The organism is Mesorhizobium sp. M4B.F.Ca.ET.214.01.1.1, from assembly GCF_004791545.1.
GTDB lineage: Bacteria > Pseudomonadota > Alphaproteobacteria > Rhizobiales > Rhizobiaceae > Mesorhizobium > Mesorhizobium abyssinicae.
The window spans coordinates 1-13,526 of sequence record NZ_SRUX01000021.1 but is presented as its reverse complement, the minus strand read 5'-3'; the positions used below and the strand labels follow the sequence as shown (position 1 = coordinate 13,526).

Genomic DNA, 13,526 nt, shown 5'->3' with positions numbered 1-13,526 from the left:
CTGAAGGCCAGCCAGCAACGGCAAACTCGTGGGTCAGGCCGCCGGGCGCGCCGACTGCAACCCGCCATGCTCGACGATGAACTCGATCACCTCCTTGAGGCCCTTGCCGCGCGACAGGTCGGTGAAGCCGAACGGCCGCTTGCCGCGCATGCGGGCGGCGTCGCTCTCCATGATTTCGAGGTTGACGTTCACATAGGGCGCCAGATCGCTCTTGTTGATGATGAGGAAATCGGAGCGGGTGATGGCCGGCCCGCCCTTCCTCGGGATCTCCTCGCCCTGGCAGACCGAGATGACATAGAGCGTGAGGTCGGCGAGGTCGGGCGAGAAGGTGGCGGCAAGATTGTCGCCGCCGGATTCGATGAAGATGACGTCGAGGTCCGGAAATTTGCGGTTCAGTTCGGCGATCGCCTGCAGATTGATCGAGGCGTCCTCGCGGATGGCGGTGTGTGGGCACCCCCCCGTCTCGACGCCGACGATGCGCTCCTCCGGCAGCGCCTGCAGGCGGGCCAGCATCATGGCGTCTTCCCTGGTGTAGATGTCGTTGGTGACGACGGCAATGGAGAAGTCGTCGCGCAGCGCCTTGCAAAGCTTTTCGGTGAGCGTCGTCTTGCCGGAGCCGACGGGACCGCCGATGCCGATGCGAAGGGGGCCATTGGCCTGGGTCATGCGGAAAACTCCGTGATGGCGAGGATTGCGAAGCCTGCTCCGATCAGCAGGCAGAGCGGCGAATAGAGGCGCTGGTCGAGCCGCGCGAAAGGCTGTTCGGGCGCCAGCCGGCGCCACCATGGCGTGAAGCCGGCGGTGCCGCGCCCGAGGAAGACCAGCGCGATGAGCAGCGAAGTGGCGGCCAGGCCAGGCTTGGGAAAGGGCGAGGCAAAGACCCCCTCGAGCGCCAGTGGCCACAGCGTCGCCAGGCCAAGGCAGGCGGCGACGGCAAAGCTGGCGCCAGGCGACGGCATCTCGTCGACGCCGCGGAAGCCGACGACGGCTCGGGCGCATGACTTGGCATCGGTGCCCGGCCAGATGCCGCCGATGCCCCAATAGACATGCAGCGCGGTGATGAGGAGCAGGACGAGCGAGAGCGCGAAGGCGAGCACGATCATGAGCGGAACAACCGGGAGTACTGGGTTTCGTGCCGCATTGCCATGACGTCGGAGACGAAGGCGCAGCCACCGAGATCGTCGAGCGAAGAAGTGGCGGCGCGGGCGGCCGTCGCCAGCGCGAGCGGCTCGAAGCCGGCTAACGATGCCGTAGCGTCGACCTGGCCGACGACGCCGAGCCGGATCGCCACCTGGACGAGGTTGGAGAAGAAGGCCTGCAGGAAGGCGGAGAGCGCGTCCGTCAGGCCAATGCCGTTGCCGCCGGCAACGGCGCCGACAGCGACGCAGTAAGGGCAATCGGCCGGCAGGCGCCCCAGCACAGGACTGGGCCAGGCCGAGGCTGCCTTGAGGAAGGCCGCGCCCTGCAGCATGGTCTCGGCATGACGCTCGCGCGAGCCTGCCAATGCTTCGGCGACGGCCGCGATCTCGCCGAGATCGCCGACCTCGCTGGCACGGCGCCAGCTCTCGGCAAACAGCACGGCGTCGTTCCAGCCCGAGCCCATCTCGACCAGCGCCTCCAGCCAGGCGGCAAGGCTTTGTCTGTCGGCCACAAACCCGTCCTGCACGGCGCGTTCGAGGCCATGGCTGTAGGAGAAGCCGCCGACCGGAAAGGCCGGCGACAGCCACGCCATCAGCCGCAGCAGGGCGATGCCGGATGGCTGCTCAGTCATGGTGGTGATGGTCATCATGCGAATGGGAATGACTGTGCGAATGGCTGTGGGAATGCTCGCCGCCATGCGCATGGGAATGCGCTTCGGCGTGGCTGTGCGCATGGCCATGGTCGTGATCGTGGCCGGCATGGCCTGAATAGGCGCCGCGCACCGGCTTGAACGGCTCGGTGACCTCGCGCACCGTGGCGCCGAGACCTTCCAGCATCGCCTTGATTACATGGTCGCGTAGGATGAGGATGCGGTCGGCCTCGATCGCCGCCGCGAGATGGCGGTTGCCGATATGCCAGGCGAGCGCGGTGAGATGCACGGCATCGCGGGCACGGATATCGTAGACGTCCTCGGGTGCTGCGACGATCTCGAGCTGGCGGCCGTCCTCCAGCACCAGCCGGTCGCCATTGTCGAGAGCCACCGGCTCGGGCAGGTCGACCAGCACCTTGTCGCCGGTCTCGGTCTCGATGGCGCGGCGGCGCAGATGCCGCTCGTCATGGGCAAGCACTGCCCTGGCGTAAGGGACGGTCGCTCCGGCCTTGTCCGCGGCGAGAACGGAGATCGCGCGCGGGAATTTGGTGAAATCGGTGTTGATGTTCAGTTTCATCTCATGGCTCCGCCATTAGCTTGCGCCCGCGCGCGGGCGGGACGCGACAGCACGCGCTCGAAATAGGCATTGACGCGTTCGGACTCGATCGGAAACCGGCCGGCGCGAGCCCAGCCACCCATGTCGCCAAGCAGCACATCGACCGCGGAAAATCGGTCGCCGAGCGCGAAAGGCTTGTCGCCGAGCCGACGATCGAGCGCCTTGACCTCCGCGGCGAAATCGTGGGCGGCGGCGGGGCCGACATCGACGCGGACTTCCTTCGGCAGAATGAAGCGGTGGCGCAGCTTGTTCCACAGCGGCGCCTCGAATTCCGACTGGGCGAAATGCATCCAGGAGTCCATCTCGGCGCGGCCGGCGAGACCCGGATTGGCGCCCATGCCTTTGTCGGCATGCTTTTCGGCAAGATAGACGCAGATCGCCGCGGAATCGGTGACCTTCAGATCGCCGTCGATCAGGATCGGCACCTTGCCGGAGGGGTTGAGCGCGTAAGCTTCGGGCGAGCGCAGCTTGACCTCGACGAATTCATAGGGCTGCCCGAGCTCCTCGAGCATCCACAGGACGCGGCTGACCCGGGACCCGCGCGATCCGACGGCCTTGTACATATAGTTGAACCCTGCTTTTTCCCGGACCCTAAACCATCGCAGCCCCTAACCCAATGGGCTCAACGAGCGCGGCTCAACGGCCGCCTAGAACAGGAAATACCGCTGCGCCATCGGCAGCACGGTGGCCGGCTCGCAGGTCAGCAACTCGCCGTCGGCGCGCACTTCGTAGGTTTCCGGATCGACCTCGACGTGTGGCGTGGCGTCGTTGAGCACCATCGAATGCTTGCCGATGCCGCCGCGCGTGTTCTCGACGGCGACCATCGCCTTGTCGACGCCGAGCTTCTCTTGCAGGCCGGCGTCGAGCGCCGCCTTCGACACGAACGTCACCGAGGAGTTGGTCAGCGCCTTGCCATAGGCGCCGAACATCGGCCGGTAGTGCATCGGCTGCGGCGTCGGGATCGAGGCGTTGGGATCGCCCATCGGGGCGGCGGCGATCGAGCCGCCGACCAGCACCATCTCCGGCTTGACGCCGAAGAAGGCCGGGTTCCACAGCACCAGATCGGCGCGTTTTCCGACCGCCACCGAGCCGATCTCCCTCGACAGGCCGTGCGCGATGGCCGGGTTGATGGTGTATTTGGCGATGTAGCGGCGGACGCGGAAATTGTCGTTGTCGCCGGTCTCCTCAGGCAGCGAACCGCGCTGGCGCTTCATCTTGTCGGCGGTCTGCCAGCAGCGGATCGCCACCTCGCCGACGCGGCCCATGGCCTGGCTGTCCGACGAGATGATCGAGAAGGCGCCGATGTCGTGCAAGATATCTTCGGCGGCGATCGTTTCCTTGCGGATGCGGCTTTCGGCGAAGGCGATGTCCTCGGGGATCGACGGCGACAGATGGTGGCAGACCATCAGCATGTCGAGATGCTCGGCCAGCGTGTTGACCGTGTAGGGCCTTGTCGGATTGGTCGAGGACGGGATGACGTTGGGCAGGCCGCAGACCTTGATGATGTCGGGCGCATGGCCGCCGCCGGCGCCCTCGGTGTGGAAGGCATGGATGGTGCGGCCCTTGATCGCCGCCACCGTGTTCTCGACGAAGCCGGACTCGTTCAGCGTGTCGGTGTGGATCATCACCTGCACGTCATAGGCGTCGGCGACCGACAGGCAGCAGTCGATCGCCGCCGGCGTCGTGCCCCAGTCCTCGTGCAGCTTCAGCGAGCAGGCGCCGGCCAGCACCATTTCTTCCAGCCCCGCCGGCAGCGAGGCATTGCCCTTGCCGGAGAGGCCGATGTTCATTGGAAAAGCGTCGAAGGACTGGATCATGCGCGCCATATGCCAAGGGCCCGGCGTGCAGGTGGTGGCCAAGGTGCCGTGCGCCGGACCGGTGCCGCCGCCGAGCATGGTGGTGATGCCGCTCATCAGCGCTTCCTCGATCTGCTGCGGGCAGATGAAGTGGATATGCGCGTCGAAGCCGCCGGCGGTGAGGATCTTGCCCTCGCCGGCGATGATCTCGGTGCCGGGGCCGATGATGATGGTGACGCCGTCCTGCATGTCCGGATTGCCGGCCTTGCCGATGGCGGCGATGCGGCCGTCCCTGAGGCCGATGTCGGCCTTGAAGATGCCGGCGGTGGCATCGATGACCAAAGCGTTGGTGATGACGGTGTCGACGGCGCCCTGGGCGCGCGACACCTGGCTCTGGCCCATGCCGTCGCGGATCACTTTGCCGCCGCCGAATTTCACCTCCTCGCCGTGGAGCGTTAGATCCTTCTCGACTTCGATGATGAGCTCGGTGTCGGCAAGCCGCACCTTGTCGCCGACCGTCGGGCCGTACATCTGCGCATAGGCGGCGCGGGTAATTCTAGCCATCAGCACTTGCTCCCGAAAAGCGGCCCGATCGAAGCCGGGCTCCACATTGGCGCCATCCTATGGTCACGCAATGACCCGCTGGGCGACACCTTGTGTTCCCATTTGGCGGTTGAGGTGGGCGAGTCACCCCGAAACGACCGTTTGCCAAATCGATGGAAGGAAAATCCATGCGCAAAACGACACTTCTGGCGGCCGCCGCTGCCGCGATGCTGGCGAGCGCCGCCAGCGCCCAGCAGCAGCCTGCCCAGCAGCAGCAGCCCGCGCCGACCGCTCCCGCGGCGCCCGGCGCGCAGCCGGCCGTGCCGACGATCCAGAGCGTCAACATCGTCGACATCACCGAGCTGCCCAAGGACACCCAGACGCAGGTCAACCAGGTGATCGCCGAGCGCGGCGAGGCCGGGCTGCAGAAACTGCGCAGCTCTATCGACGCGACGCCCAAGGTGAAGTCGGCGCTGGAAGCCAAGGGGCTCACCTCGGCGCAAGTGGTCGCTGCCAGCATGAACACCGGCGGCGCGCTGACCCTGATCACCAAGAAGGCGAGCTGACGACCGGCCGCGGCGGACCGGCACCCGGTCCGCCCACGGCGCCGAAGAGGGAACCATCGCCGGACGGAAGCCGTTTCGTCCCTGTCGCGCTGCACCGCGTCCGGAAGCGACCCCCCTCAGGAGCGAGCCATGGCGATCAACCCCTTCTCCGTTACGAGGCTGAAAAGCGCAGCCGCCGTGGCGCTGCTGCTGGCGGCCGCGCCCCTTGCCGGACTGAACGCGCAAGGGCTCGAAAACAAGGAGACGGTCGACCGCATCGTCGGCTCCGACGTCGAGCAGGAAGAGAGCAAGACCACCGCCCAGGCAGGCAAGGTCGCCAGCGCGATCGACCGGACGCGCGAGAACATCGGCGCGGTGCGCAAGACCTCCAAGCTCGACAAGGTCGACATCGTGTTCCTCACCGACGCCGCACGCAGCGAAGGCGGACCGCCGCCGGCGATCGAGAGCAAGATCGAGCAGCACCGGGACGACATCGCGGAGCTGCGCAAGGAGATCGAAGCCAACGCGCTGCTGTTCAACGCCATCGATTCGCGGCGCGTGCAGGCAGAGGACGTCGTCGCCGTCGCGTTCGACGATCCGGGGAAAGTCGTTATCTATGCGGCAGCCAAGCCGCCAGGCTGAGCCGGACGCGCGGAATGGACCGACAGCTCCAGGCGCCAACGGCCTCACAGCTTGCCCATCACCTTCTGCTGAAAACCGTAGACTTCGCGTTTTCCCCCGAGCGGCACCAGCGTGACGTCGCGCTCCTGCCCCGGCTCGAAGCGGATCGCCGTGCCGGCGGCGATATCGAGGCGCATGCCCCTGGCGGCCTCGCGGTCGAATTTCAGCCCTTCATTGGTCTCGAAGAAATGATAGTGGCTGCCGACCTGGATCGGCCGGTCGCCGCTGTTGGCGACTTTCAGCGTCAGCGTCGGCAGGCCCTTGTTGAGCTCGATATCGCCTTTGGCGGTGATGACTTCGCCGGGGATCATCGCCAGCCTCACAGCACGCCGCAGACGAGGCCGACGCCGACGGCCGCGCAAGCGGCACCGGCGGCGCGGGCAAGGCCGCGGAAGCGCATGCCAAGCCCAAGCGCGGCGGCAATGCCGGTGGCGTGGAGCAGCGCGGTAGCGCCGGCAAAGCCCGCCATGTATTCCAGCCCGCCGGCGTTTTCGGGCACTTCCGTGCCATGGGCGTGACCATGGAACAGCGCGAACAGGCCGATGATTGCGACACCGGCCGAGACAGGCAGGTCAACCGCAAGTGCCACCAGCAGGCCAAGCGCCACGACAGAGGCAAGAATGCCCGGCTCGACGAAGGGTACCGGCACATGCAGCATGCCGAGCGCGCCGCCCGCCAGCATGACGCCGACGAAGGCCAGCGGCCATGCCCATATCGCCTTGCCACCCTTGAGCGCCGCCCAGAGCCCGACCGCGACCATCGCGGTCATGTGGTCGAGGCCGGACAGCGGATGCATGAAGCCGGCGGTGAAGGACGAGGTCGTGCCGACGCCGACATGGGCATAGGCGGGCATCGCCGCTGCCAGCAGCATGACGGCGGTCAGCGTGGTGCGTTTGGTCGAAGCTGAGATCATCGATTTGCCTTCTCTTATGCCTTCTCTGGGGACGGTCAGGCGGCCACGCGGGGGCCGCAACCCTCGGCCTTGAGCACGCGTTTGGTGGAAGCCGGGTATTTCTTCAGCATGGCCGCCGGCCGGATCGGCCGCGCCGTAAAATTGCCGCCGCAGTTCGGGCAGACGCCGCCGAGCACGTTTCCAGCGCAATCGGCGCAGAAGGTGCATTCGAAGGTGCAGATCAATGCATCCGTCGCCTCCGGCGGCAGGTCCTTGTCGCAGCATTCGCAGTTGGGGCGCAGCTCCAGCATCTTTTCCTCCTCAGCGTATCGGCTCGTGCACGGTCACCAGCTTGGTGCCGTCGGGAAACGTCGCCTCCACCTGCACGTCGTGGATCATCTCGGCGATGCCATCCATCACCTGCGCGCGGGTGACGACATGGGCGCCGGCCTCCATCAGCTCAGCGACCGGGCGGCCGTCGCGGGCGCCTTCAACGACGAAGTCGGTGATTAAAGCGATCGCCTCCGGGTGGTTGAGCTTGACGCCGCGCTCCAGCCGCTTGCGCGCCACGATCGCCGCCATGGCGATGAGCAGCTTGTCCTTTTCCCTCGGCGTCAGGTTCATGCGTCTTCCCGGATTGGCGTAATCAGCTTCAGAGTGACCATAATTTGGGCAGGCCGGCCCGTCCGTTGAGCAATTCGACAAGCGGAACCAGCCGCTTGCGGAGCCGGTAGCCGTCCTCGGCGAACAGCCTCGCAAGAAGCTTGCCAGATTGGTTGACGGTCCAGACGCTGGCGCCGCCCGCATCGCCGATGATGGCGCGCGCCGGATCGAGAAAAGCCTCCGCCCGCGGCGAGACCATCAGCAGTGTCGCGACCGCGGCGGCGCCGCCGGCGACGGCCGGGCGGCCGAGCGCAGCCGCTATGTCCGGCCCTATGCGGAAATCCTCGGCGTGGACGAGAGCGCCCTCCTGGCGGACACGCCAGCGGTCATGGAAGCTGCCTTCCGTCGTCCTTTCGCCCATGGCCAGGCGGCCGAACACGGTGGCCTCCAGCAACAGCGCCTCGGCGCCGGCGGCAAGCTCGACGTCGAGGCTGCGGGCGAAAGCCGCGCGGTCGAAGACGATGGTTTCCTGCGGCAGCCAGGCGAGGCTGCCGCCTGCGCCGACATTCAGCTCGACCCGCATTTCGGCACGGTCGGAGGCAGCTCGATAGACCTTCTCGCAGGCCTGGGTGGTGATCGAGGCAGAGGCACCGGCGCCGACGTCGACCTGCCAGGCAAGGCGGTCGCCGCCGGTCAGGCCGCCGGCGGTGTTGATCAGCACGGCTTCCAGCGGGTCGACCGAGACGGCCGGCATGCGGATCTTGGCCGAGCCGTCCTGGTAAAGACGCTCGAGCCGCGTGCGGCCGTCCTTCCTGCCGCAGAAAAGCCTGGCTCGCCCGGCAACACGCTGTGCAGTCGGCGCTGAAGTCGAGAGAGTTGCCATCATGTCCATGCCGCCAACGTTAAGCACTCCGGCGGCTTTGTCGATATATAGCTTGTTGCTTGACAGCGTTTCGGTTTCTATAGAGGGAGCCACCTTGGAACGGTCATGCGACGTCTGACGGAGCATGAAGCGACGACGACGATGCGAATCCGGGGATAAAAGGGGCGCTGATCGATTGGCGTCGGGAAACGACAAAGTGGGGAAGAGACCGAATGGCTGATCAGCTGGCGACGGACATCATCGCGAAGATCAAGGCTCATGCCGAGCCCGGCGGCGAAGAGATCACCACCAGCACCGAATTGACCGCGCTGGGCATCCATTCACTGGAACTGACCGAGATCATCTTCGATCTCGAGGAAGAGTATGGCATCGAGATCGAGATGAACACGGTCGATGCCTGGAGCAATCTGAAGAATGTCGGCGACATGGTCGAGGCGGTTCGCGCGCTGATCGCGAAAAAAGCCTGACCGCATGCTGAAACGCGTCGTCATTACCGGCATCGGCGGACTCTGCGGGCTTGGCACCGATGCCACCGCCATCTGGAGCGAAATGCGCGCCGGCCGCTCGGCGATCGGGCCGATCGACAATCCGCTGCTGCACGATTTGAAGGTCAAGATCGGCTGCGAGATCAAGGAGTTGCCCGAGCACGGCATCGACCGCAAGCAGCTGGTGTCGATGGATCGCTTCAGCCTGCTGGCGGTGATCGCGGCACGCGAAGCCATGCAGCAGTCCGGACTGGCGACGCATGCGGACAATACCTACCGGATGGGCACGATCGTCGGCGTCGGCGTCTGCGGCTTCGAGGCGATCGAGGAAAACTACCGCGCCATTTTGATCGACAAGAAAAACCGCGCCGGCATCTTCACCGTACCGAAGGTGATGCCAGGCGCCGCCTCGGGCCAGGTCAGCATGAATCTCGGGCTGCGCGGGCCGGTCTTCGGCGTCACCTCGGCCTGCTCGTCGGCCAACCACGCGATCGCCACGGCTGTCGACCAGATCCGGCTCGGCCGCGCCGACGTCATGGTCGCCGGCGGCACCGACGCGCCGCTGGTCTGGGGCGTGCTGAAGGGCTGGGAGGCGCTGCGCGTGCTGTCGCCCGAAACCTGCCGGCCGTTCTCGGCCGACCGCCAAGGCCTGGTGCTCGGCGAAGGCGCCGGCATGGCGGTGCTGGAAAGCTACGACCACGCCATGGCGCGCGGCGCCACAATCCTCGCCGAGATCGCCGGCGCCGGCCTCTCCGCCGACGCCTCCGACATCGTCGCGCCGACCGTCGAGGGGCCGGAGGCGGCAATGCGCTTCTGCCTCGCCGACGCCGGCCTCAATCCCGAGGACATCGACTATCTCAACGCGCACGGCACCGGCACCAAGGCCAACGACCAGATCGAGACGGCGGCAATCAAGCGCGTCTTCGGCGAGCACGCGCGCGCGCTTTCCATATCCTCGACCAAGTCGATGCATGCGCACTGCCTCGGCGCCTCGGGCGGGCTGGAGATGATCGCCTGCGTGATGGCGATCCGCGACGGCATCGTGCCGCCGACGGCGAACTTCCGCGAGGCCGACCCGGATTGCGATCTCGACGTGACGCCGAATGTCGCGCGCGAACGCAAGGTGCGCGCCGCGATCAGCAACGGTTTCGCCTTTGGCGGCACCAATGCGGTGCTGGCCTTCAAGGCGGTCTGACGGCCTCTATTTCCGCCAGGGTCATTTCCATCGACGGTCCGGAACCCTCGCTTGCATATTGATCGCGGCGGGCCGCGCGCCTAACTCATGGCGACCCGCCACGACCGCCGTCCGGCGCCCAGTCCCCGCCCAGGAGCCTTCGATGACCGACCTGTCCGCCTTTCCGATCGCCATGCGCTGGCCGGCCGCCCATCCCGATCGCATCCAGCTCTATTCCTTCCCGACGCCGAACGGGGTGAAGGTGTCGATCACGCTGGAGGAGCTTGGCCTTGCCTACGAGCCGCATGCGGTCAACATCGGCAAGAACGAAAGCTGGACGCCGGAATTCCTGTCGCTCAACCCCAACGGCAAGATCCCGGCGATCATCGATCCGAACGGCCCCGGCGGCAAGCCGATCGGCCTGTTCGAATCCGGCGCCATCCTGCTTTATCTCACTGACAAGACCGGCAAGCTGATCCCCGCCGATCCGATCCGTCGCTACGAGACGATCCAGTGGGTGTTCTTCCAGATGGCCGCGATCGGCCCGATCTTCGGCCAGGTCGGCTTCTTCAACAAATTCGCCGGGCGCGAGATCGCCGACAAGCGGCCGCTGGAGCGCTATCGCGACGAGTCGCGGCGGCTGATCGGCGTGCTCGAAACCAGGCTCAAGGGCCGCAGCTGGATCATGGATGACGACTACACCATCGCCGACATCTCGATGCTCGGCTGGGTGCGCAATTTGATCGGCTTCTACGAGGCGCGCGAACTCGTCGGCTTCGACGACTTTCCGCTCGTGGCGGCATGGCTGGAGCGCGGACTGGCGCGGCCGGCGGTGCAGAGAGGCCTCACCATCCCCGCCAGGGGCTGAAAGGCCGACCCTACTTCGCCTTGGCTTTCGCGCCACCTCTGCCAATCACCGAAGCCGCGAGCCGCGCTGTGGCGGCCACCGCGCCCGTTGCAATGCTTGCCACGGTGCGGATCGGGCCCGACTTGGCTGCCGCCGGCTTGTGCGACTTCGGCGCCTTCACGGCGGCCTTGTGCACCGCGCCCGGCACCACCTTCTTGGGCGCCGCCTTGCCGAAGGCTGGCTTGGCGTCCTTCGAGCGCTCGGCTATTGCCGGGCCGGCGCCGTTTTTCGCTTGGGTGGCCTTGCGCGGAGCTGCCTTGCCCTTGACGGGTTTTCTTGTGCTGGTAGCCATCGGACGAGTCCTTCAAACGACACAATCAGGATGTCGGCATAACGACCGGAAAGTCTTAAGGTTCCGCTCGGAAATTGCTGCAAATTGAACGAGTTCGCCTTAGCCCGGTTCGCCGATGACGAGATCGGCGACCCGCCGCCGCGCCAGCACGCGATCGATGTTGGGCATGTCGTTGGAGGCGATCCAGGCGCGGGCGTCCTCGTCGGAGCGGCCATGGCCGCGCCAGCGCTCCATCAGGCGGCGCTCGAGCTCGCCCCGCGGCACGTCGACGAAGATGGTGAAATCGAACAGAGGCGCCAGCCGCGACCACGGCTCCTCGTCGAGCAGCAGATAGTTGCCCTCGACCAGGATGAACTTGGTGTCGGCGCCGATGATCTCGGCCGCGGCGCGCGACAGTTCCATGCCGCGGTCGAACACCGGAATGGCAATGTCGGGCTCGCCCGAGCGGATGCGCTTCAGCAGCGTCTCGAAGCCGGCGAAGTCGAAGGTCTCCGGCGCGCCCTTGCGCGCGCGCAGACCACGGCGGTTGAGCACGATGTCGTCAAAGTGGAAGCCGTCCATCGGCACCACTTCGGAAGCGCCTTCCGGCAGCAGTTCATGCAGCCTGCCGGACAGCGTCGACTTGCCGGCGCCGGGCGGGCCGGCGATGGCGACGACGAAGCGCTTGGCCTTGCCGGCGCGCTTGAAGATGGCGGCTGTGATATGGGCGATCTCGGACATCGGCGCCTTTCCGGTAGCGATTTTCGGCCGCATCTTGGCGGCAGTCGGCGGAAATTTCAAACCCGCGCGGGATGCCCGGCGTTCAGGCCGGAACGGAGCGGCCGAGGCGCAGGAAATCGCCGTCGAAAGCGATCTCCCGAACCATGCCGTCGGCGCCGGTTATGCGCATGTGGTCGCGCGCGGCCTCGATGTCGCGCGGCGGCTCGCCGCCGGCGAAAGGCACGGCGCCGATGACATGGCGGAAGGAGACGCTGCGGCCTTCGGCAAGCGCAAAGGCGGTGGCGACGCCTTCGCGCTTCAGCCAGTTGTCGCCGAGCGAGGCGGCGTGGCCGACCGCGGCGCGACCGTCCTCGATGCCGAGCACCCCGAGATGGCGGCCGCCCCACGGCGCGTAGTCGCGGCCGCCATTGCTGAACCACAGCATGGTGATGGGCAATTCGGCCGGGTTCTTCAGCACCAGCACCAGGTCCTGCTCGGCATGGCGCGCAAGCGCCGTCCAGCCCGGCCCGCCGTGATCGGCTTCCACCAGCGTCAGGAAATCCTCGCGCCTGTCCTCTATGCGATACTCGGTGAGATCGGCGGTGCCGCCGGCTGCCGTGGGAAACCGGGTCAGATCGGCCGAGCGGGCGGGGTAGGCAAGGAGGAAACGGCCGCGCGCCGGATCGGGCTCCAGCGGGTCGCCCGGCGTCGCCGCATAGCGCTTCGGCGAGAAGGCGAGAGACCCGCCGCCCTGCATTACCGTCATTGGATGGTGGGCGACGGAAATGGCGCCGGCGCCGCCGGAAAAGACATGCTCCTGGTAGAGGAAGGGGTGGGTGTCGCGCAGCGTCAGCACCTTGTCGACGCTGGCACCCATGACCTTGCGGCGCAGCCGGAAGCTGGCGCGCCAGCCATCGCTGACGGCGCTATCTTCAACCAGGTCCCAGGCGCTGTTCGCCGGCCAGCCATGCAGCGGCGCCTCCTCGACATCAGCGCGCGAGAACGGCGCGCAGAGGAAATCGCCGGAGAGTCGCACCGTGCCCTCGGGCAGGTCCTGCGGCAGGCTCTCGCGCGGCGCGCCGACCCAGGGCGCGCGATGCAGCGGCTGCAGCCGGCGGCCGTCGGCCTCGACCGTCATGTCTGCGATGTGGCCGACCGCAAGGTCGAGCGCGACCGAGATGCCCCTTGCCTTGATCGTGACCGTATCCATGCCTGTCACCCTCGCGAATCTTTGGCGCCAGCAAAGCCCGCGCGATGCCCGATGCGCAAGCGCTGCGAAAAGCATTTTGCATCAGACGGGAAGTCGGCGCCGCCCCTCATTGCCCTGCCGGGCATTTCTCCCCGTATAGTGACGGGGAGAAAGGGGCTGTGTCCGAACCGGATAGATAGGTAACAGAATGGACCGATTGCATAGGTGACAGTTTTCTCCCTCGCCGGAGGACCCGGCGATGGTTTGGCGAGAGACTGGCATCATGGACGAGCGGCTTCGTTTTGAGTGGATTGCCTTTCTGGCGAAGAGACGATGAGCGAGCTTTGTGCGGCCTACGGCATTTCGCGCAAGATCGGCTATAAATGGCTGGGTCGCTACCGGGAGTTTGGCCCGGAGGGTTTGCACGATCGG

General features: G+C 66.6%; 19 protein-coding genes and 1 pseudogene. 6 read left to right on the top strand and 14 right to left on the bottom strand.

From position 1 onward, the window contains the following. Nucleotides 1-33 precede the first annotated feature (33 nt). From ureG to ureC, 6 genes are all read right to left on the bottom strand, one after another. Nucleotides 34-666 (bottom strand): urease accessory protein UreG, encoded by a 633-nt coding sequence (ureG, locus tag EN857_RS30535; protein WP_127282622.1) that lies wholly within the window; start codon nt 664-666, stop codon nt 34-36. Then, nucleotides 663-1,103 (bottom strand): DUF3995 domain-containing protein, encoded by a 441-nt coding sequence (locus EN857_RS30530; protein WP_127282623.1) that lies wholly within the window; start codon nt 1,101-1,103, stop codon nt 663-665. Before EN857_RS30530 ends, ureG begins: the two co-directional genes overlap by 4 nt. Continuing rightward, nucleotides 1,100-1,771, bottom strand: coding sequence for an urease accessory protein UreF (locus EN857_RS30525; RefSeq protein WP_189379794.1), 672 nt, complete (start codon nt 1,769-1,771; stop codon nt 1,100-1,102). Before EN857_RS30525 ends, EN857_RS30530 begins: the two co-directional genes overlap by 4 nt. Continuing rightward, nucleotides 1,764-2,366 carry an urease accessory protein UreE gene (gene ureE / locus EN857_RS30520; RefSeq protein ID WP_127282624.1) on the bottom strand — a complete coding sequence of 201 codons (603 nt, stop codon included), beginning with the start codon at nt 2,364-2,366 and terminating at the stop codon, nt 1,764-1,766. The genes EN857_RS30525 and ureE overlap by 8 nt, the downstream gene beginning before the upstream one ends. Continuing rightward, complete coding sequence (locus EN857_RS30515; RefSeq protein WP_127282625.1) at nt 2,363-2,968, bottom strand: glutathione S-transferase family protein; 606 nt, start codon at nt 2,966-2,968, stop codon at nt 2,363-2,365. Before EN857_RS30515 ends, ureE begins: the two co-directional genes overlap by 4 nt. 84 nt (nt 2,969-3,052) lie before the next feature. Next, the gene (gene ureC / locus EN857_RS30510; RefSeq protein ID WP_189379701.1) at nt 3,053-4,768 is read right to left on the bottom strand and encodes an urease subunit alpha; all 1,716 of its coding nucleotides are present in this window, start codon (nt 4,766-4,768) and stop codon (nt 3,053-3,055) included. A 164-nt stretch (nt 4,769-4,932) separates the two neighbouring features. Between ureC and EN857_RS30505 the strand changes: the two genes are divergently transcribed. Both EN857_RS30505 and EN857_RS30500 read left to right on the top strand, forming a co-directional pair. Further along, the gene (locus EN857_RS30505) at nt 4,933-5,310 is read left to right on the top strand and encodes a hypothetical protein (RefSeq protein WP_127282627.1); all 378 of its coding nucleotides are present in this window, start codon (nt 4,933-4,935) and stop codon (nt 5,308-5,310) included. A gap of 129 nt (nt 5,311-5,439) precedes the next feature. Next, nucleotides 5,440-5,931: a hypothetical protein gene (locus EN857_RS30500; protein ID WP_127394388.1), complete on the top strand. Its 492-nt coding sequence runs from the start codon at nt 5,440-5,442 to the stop codon at nt 5,929-5,931. A 44-nt stretch (nt 5,932-5,975) separates the two neighbouring features. Here the strand turns inward: EN857_RS30500 and EN857_RS30495 are convergent, their stop codons facing one another. From EN857_RS30495 to EN857_RS30475, 5 genes are read right to left on the bottom strand one after another with little or no spacing between them, the layout of a single operon-like run. Then, on the bottom strand, nt 5,976-6,281 hold the full coding sequence (locus EN857_RS30495; protein WP_126057054.1) for an urease subunit beta: 306 nt from the start codon (nt 6,279-6,281) through the stop codon (nt 5,976-5,978). Nucleotides 6,282-6,289: 8 nt separating this feature from the next. Further along, on the bottom strand, nt 6,290-6,883 hold the full coding sequence (locus tag EN857_RS30490; protein ID WP_127393886.1) for a HupE/UreJ family protein: 594 nt from the start codon (nt 6,881-6,883) through the stop codon (nt 6,290-6,292). Nucleotides 6,884-6,918: 35 nt separating this feature from the next. Next, nucleotides 6,919-7,173: a DUF1272 domain-containing protein gene (locus EN857_RS30485; RefSeq protein WP_127310194.1), complete on the bottom strand. Its 255-nt coding sequence runs from the start codon at nt 7,171-7,173 to the stop codon at nt 6,919-6,921. Between the two features lie 10 nt (nt 7,174-7,183). Further along, complete coding sequence (locus EN857_RS30480) at nt 7,184-7,486, bottom strand: urease subunit gamma (RefSeq protein ID WP_095805092.1); 303 nt, start codon at nt 7,484-7,486, stop codon at nt 7,184-7,186. A 28-nt stretch (nt 7,487-7,514) separates the two neighbouring features. Further along, nucleotides 7,515-8,351: an urease accessory protein UreD gene (locus EN857_RS30475; protein ID WP_127310193.1), complete on the bottom strand. Its 837-nt coding sequence runs from the start codon at nt 8,349-8,351 to the stop codon at nt 7,515-7,517. 209 nt (nt 8,352-8,560) lie between these two features. Between EN857_RS30475 and EN857_RS30470 the strand changes: the two genes are divergently transcribed. From EN857_RS30470 to EN857_RS30460, 3 genes are all read left to right on the top strand, one after another. After that, a complete protein-coding gene (locus tag EN857_RS30470) occupies nt 8,561-8,815 on the top strand; it encodes an acyl carrier protein (protein ID WP_127282632.1) in 255 nt (84 codons plus the stop codon). A 4-nt stretch (nt 8,816-8,819) separates the two neighbouring features. Next, on the top strand, nt 8,820-10,028 hold the full coding sequence (locus EN857_RS30465) for a beta-ketoacyl-[acyl-carrier-protein] synthase family protein (RefSeq protein ID WP_127393887.1): 1,209 nt from the start codon (nt 8,820-8,822) through the stop codon (nt 10,026-10,028). 142 nt (nt 10,029-10,170) lie between these two features. Beyond that, nucleotides 10,171-10,875 (top strand): glutathione S-transferase N-terminal domain-containing protein, encoded by a 705-nt coding sequence (locus tag EN857_RS30460; RefSeq protein ID WP_127394253.1) that lies wholly within the window; start codon nt 10,171-10,173, stop codon nt 10,873-10,875. 10 nt (nt 10,876-10,885) lie between these two features. Here EN857_RS30460 and EN857_RS30455 read toward each other — a convergent pair whose 3' ends face one another. The 3 genes from EN857_RS30455 to EN857_RS30445 form a co-directional block, all read right to left on the bottom strand. After that, nucleotides 10,886-11,206 (bottom strand): hypothetical protein, encoded by a 321-nt coding sequence (locus tag EN857_RS30455; protein WP_127394252.1) that lies wholly within the window; start codon nt 11,204-11,206, stop codon nt 10,886-10,888. A 99-nt stretch (nt 11,207-11,305) separates the two neighbouring features. Then, complete coding sequence (locus EN857_RS30450) at nt 11,306-11,926, bottom strand: nucleoside triphosphate hydrolase (RefSeq protein WP_127282636.1); 621 nt, start codon at nt 11,924-11,926, stop codon at nt 11,306-11,308. Between the two features lie 82 nt (nt 11,927-12,008). Then, nucleotides 12,009-13,115, bottom strand: a complete 1,107-nt coding sequence (locus tag EN857_RS30445; RefSeq protein ID WP_135859558.1) for a hypothetical protein — start codon at nt 13,113-13,115, stop codon at nt 12,009-12,011. A gap of 238 nt (nt 13,116-13,353) precedes the next feature. Between EN857_RS30445 and EN857_RS30440 the strand changes: the two are divergent. Next, nucleotides 13,354-13,526 (top strand): annotated as a pseudogene (locus EN857_RS30440) (helix-turn-helix domain-containing protein); the annotation flags it as partial.

What these genes read in the sequence shown, in the direction of transcription:
- EN857_RS30460 (WP_127394253.1), top strand. Translation starts at nt 10,171, where the DNA reads ATGACCGACCTGTCCGCCTTTCCGATCGCCATGCGCTGGCCGGCCGCC.
- EN857_RS30470 (WP_127282632.1), top strand. Translation starts at nt 8,561, where the DNA reads ATGGCTGATCAGCTGGCGACGGACATCATCGCGAAGATCAAGGCTCAT.
- EN857_RS30505 (WP_127282627.1), top strand. Translation starts at nt 4,933, where the DNA reads ATGCGCAAAACGACACTTCTGGCGGCCGCCGCTGCCGCGATGCTGGCG.
- EN857_RS30530 (WP_127282623.1), bottom strand. Translation starts at nt 1,103, where the DNA reads ATGATCGTGCTCGCCTTCGCGCTCTCGCTCGTCCTGCTCCTCATCACC.
- EN857_RS30485 (WP_127310194.1), bottom strand. Translation starts at nt 7,173, where the DNA reads ATGCTGGAGCTGCGCCCCAACTGCGAATGCTGCGACAAGGACCTGCCG.
- ureG (WP_127282622.1), bottom strand. Translation starts at nt 666, where the DNA reads ATGACCCAGGCCAATGGCCCCCTTCGCATCGGCATCGGCGGTCCCGTC.
- EN857_RS30515 (WP_127282625.1), bottom strand. Translation starts at nt 2,968, where the DNA reads ATGTACAAGGCCGTCGGATCGCGCGGGTCCCGGGTCAGCCGCGTCCTG.
- ureE (WP_127282624.1), bottom strand. Translation starts at nt 2,366, where the DNA reads ATGAAACTGAACATCAACACCGATTTCACCAAATTCCCGCGCGCGATC.
- EN857_RS30445 (WP_135859558.1), bottom strand. Translation starts at nt 13,115, where the DNA reads ATGGATACGGTCACGATCAAGGCAAGGGGCATCTCGGTCGCGCTCGAC.
- EN857_RS30475 (WP_127310193.1), bottom strand. Translation starts at nt 8,351, where the DNA reads ATGATGGCAACTCTCTCGACTTCAGCGCCGACTGCACAGCGTGTTGCC.
- EN857_RS30455 (WP_127394252.1), bottom strand. Translation starts at nt 11,206, where the DNA reads ATGGCTACCAGCACAAGAAAACCCGTCAAGGGCAAGGCAGCTCCGCGC.
- EN857_RS30495 (WP_126057054.1), bottom strand. Translation starts at nt 6,281, where the DNA reads ATGATCCCCGGCGAAGTCATCACCGCCAAAGGCGATATCGAGCTCAAC.
- EN857_RS30480 (WP_095805092.1), bottom strand. Translation starts at nt 7,486, where the DNA reads ATGAACCTGACGCCGAGGGAAAAGGACAAGCTGCTCATCGCCATGGCG.
- EN857_RS30465 (WP_127393887.1), top strand. Translation starts at nt 8,820, where the DNA reads ATGCTGAAACGCGTCGTCATTACCGGCATCGGCGGACTCTGCGGGCTT.
- EN857_RS30525 (WP_189379794.1), bottom strand. Translation starts at nt 1,771, where the DNA reads ATGACTGAGCAGCCATCCGGCATCGCCCTGCTGCGGCTGATGGCGTGG.
- EN857_RS30450 (WP_127282636.1), bottom strand. Translation starts at nt 11,926, where the DNA reads ATGTCCGAGATCGCCCATATCACAGCCGCCATCTTCAAGCGCGCCGGC.
- EN857_RS30490 (WP_127393886.1), bottom strand. Translation starts at nt 6,883, where the DNA reads ATGATCTCAGCTTCGACCAAACGCACCACGCTGACCGCCGTCATGCTG.
- EN857_RS30500 (WP_127394388.1), top strand. Translation starts at nt 5,440, where the DNA reads ATGGCGATCAACCCCTTCTCCGTTACGAGGCTGAAAAGCGCAGCCGCC.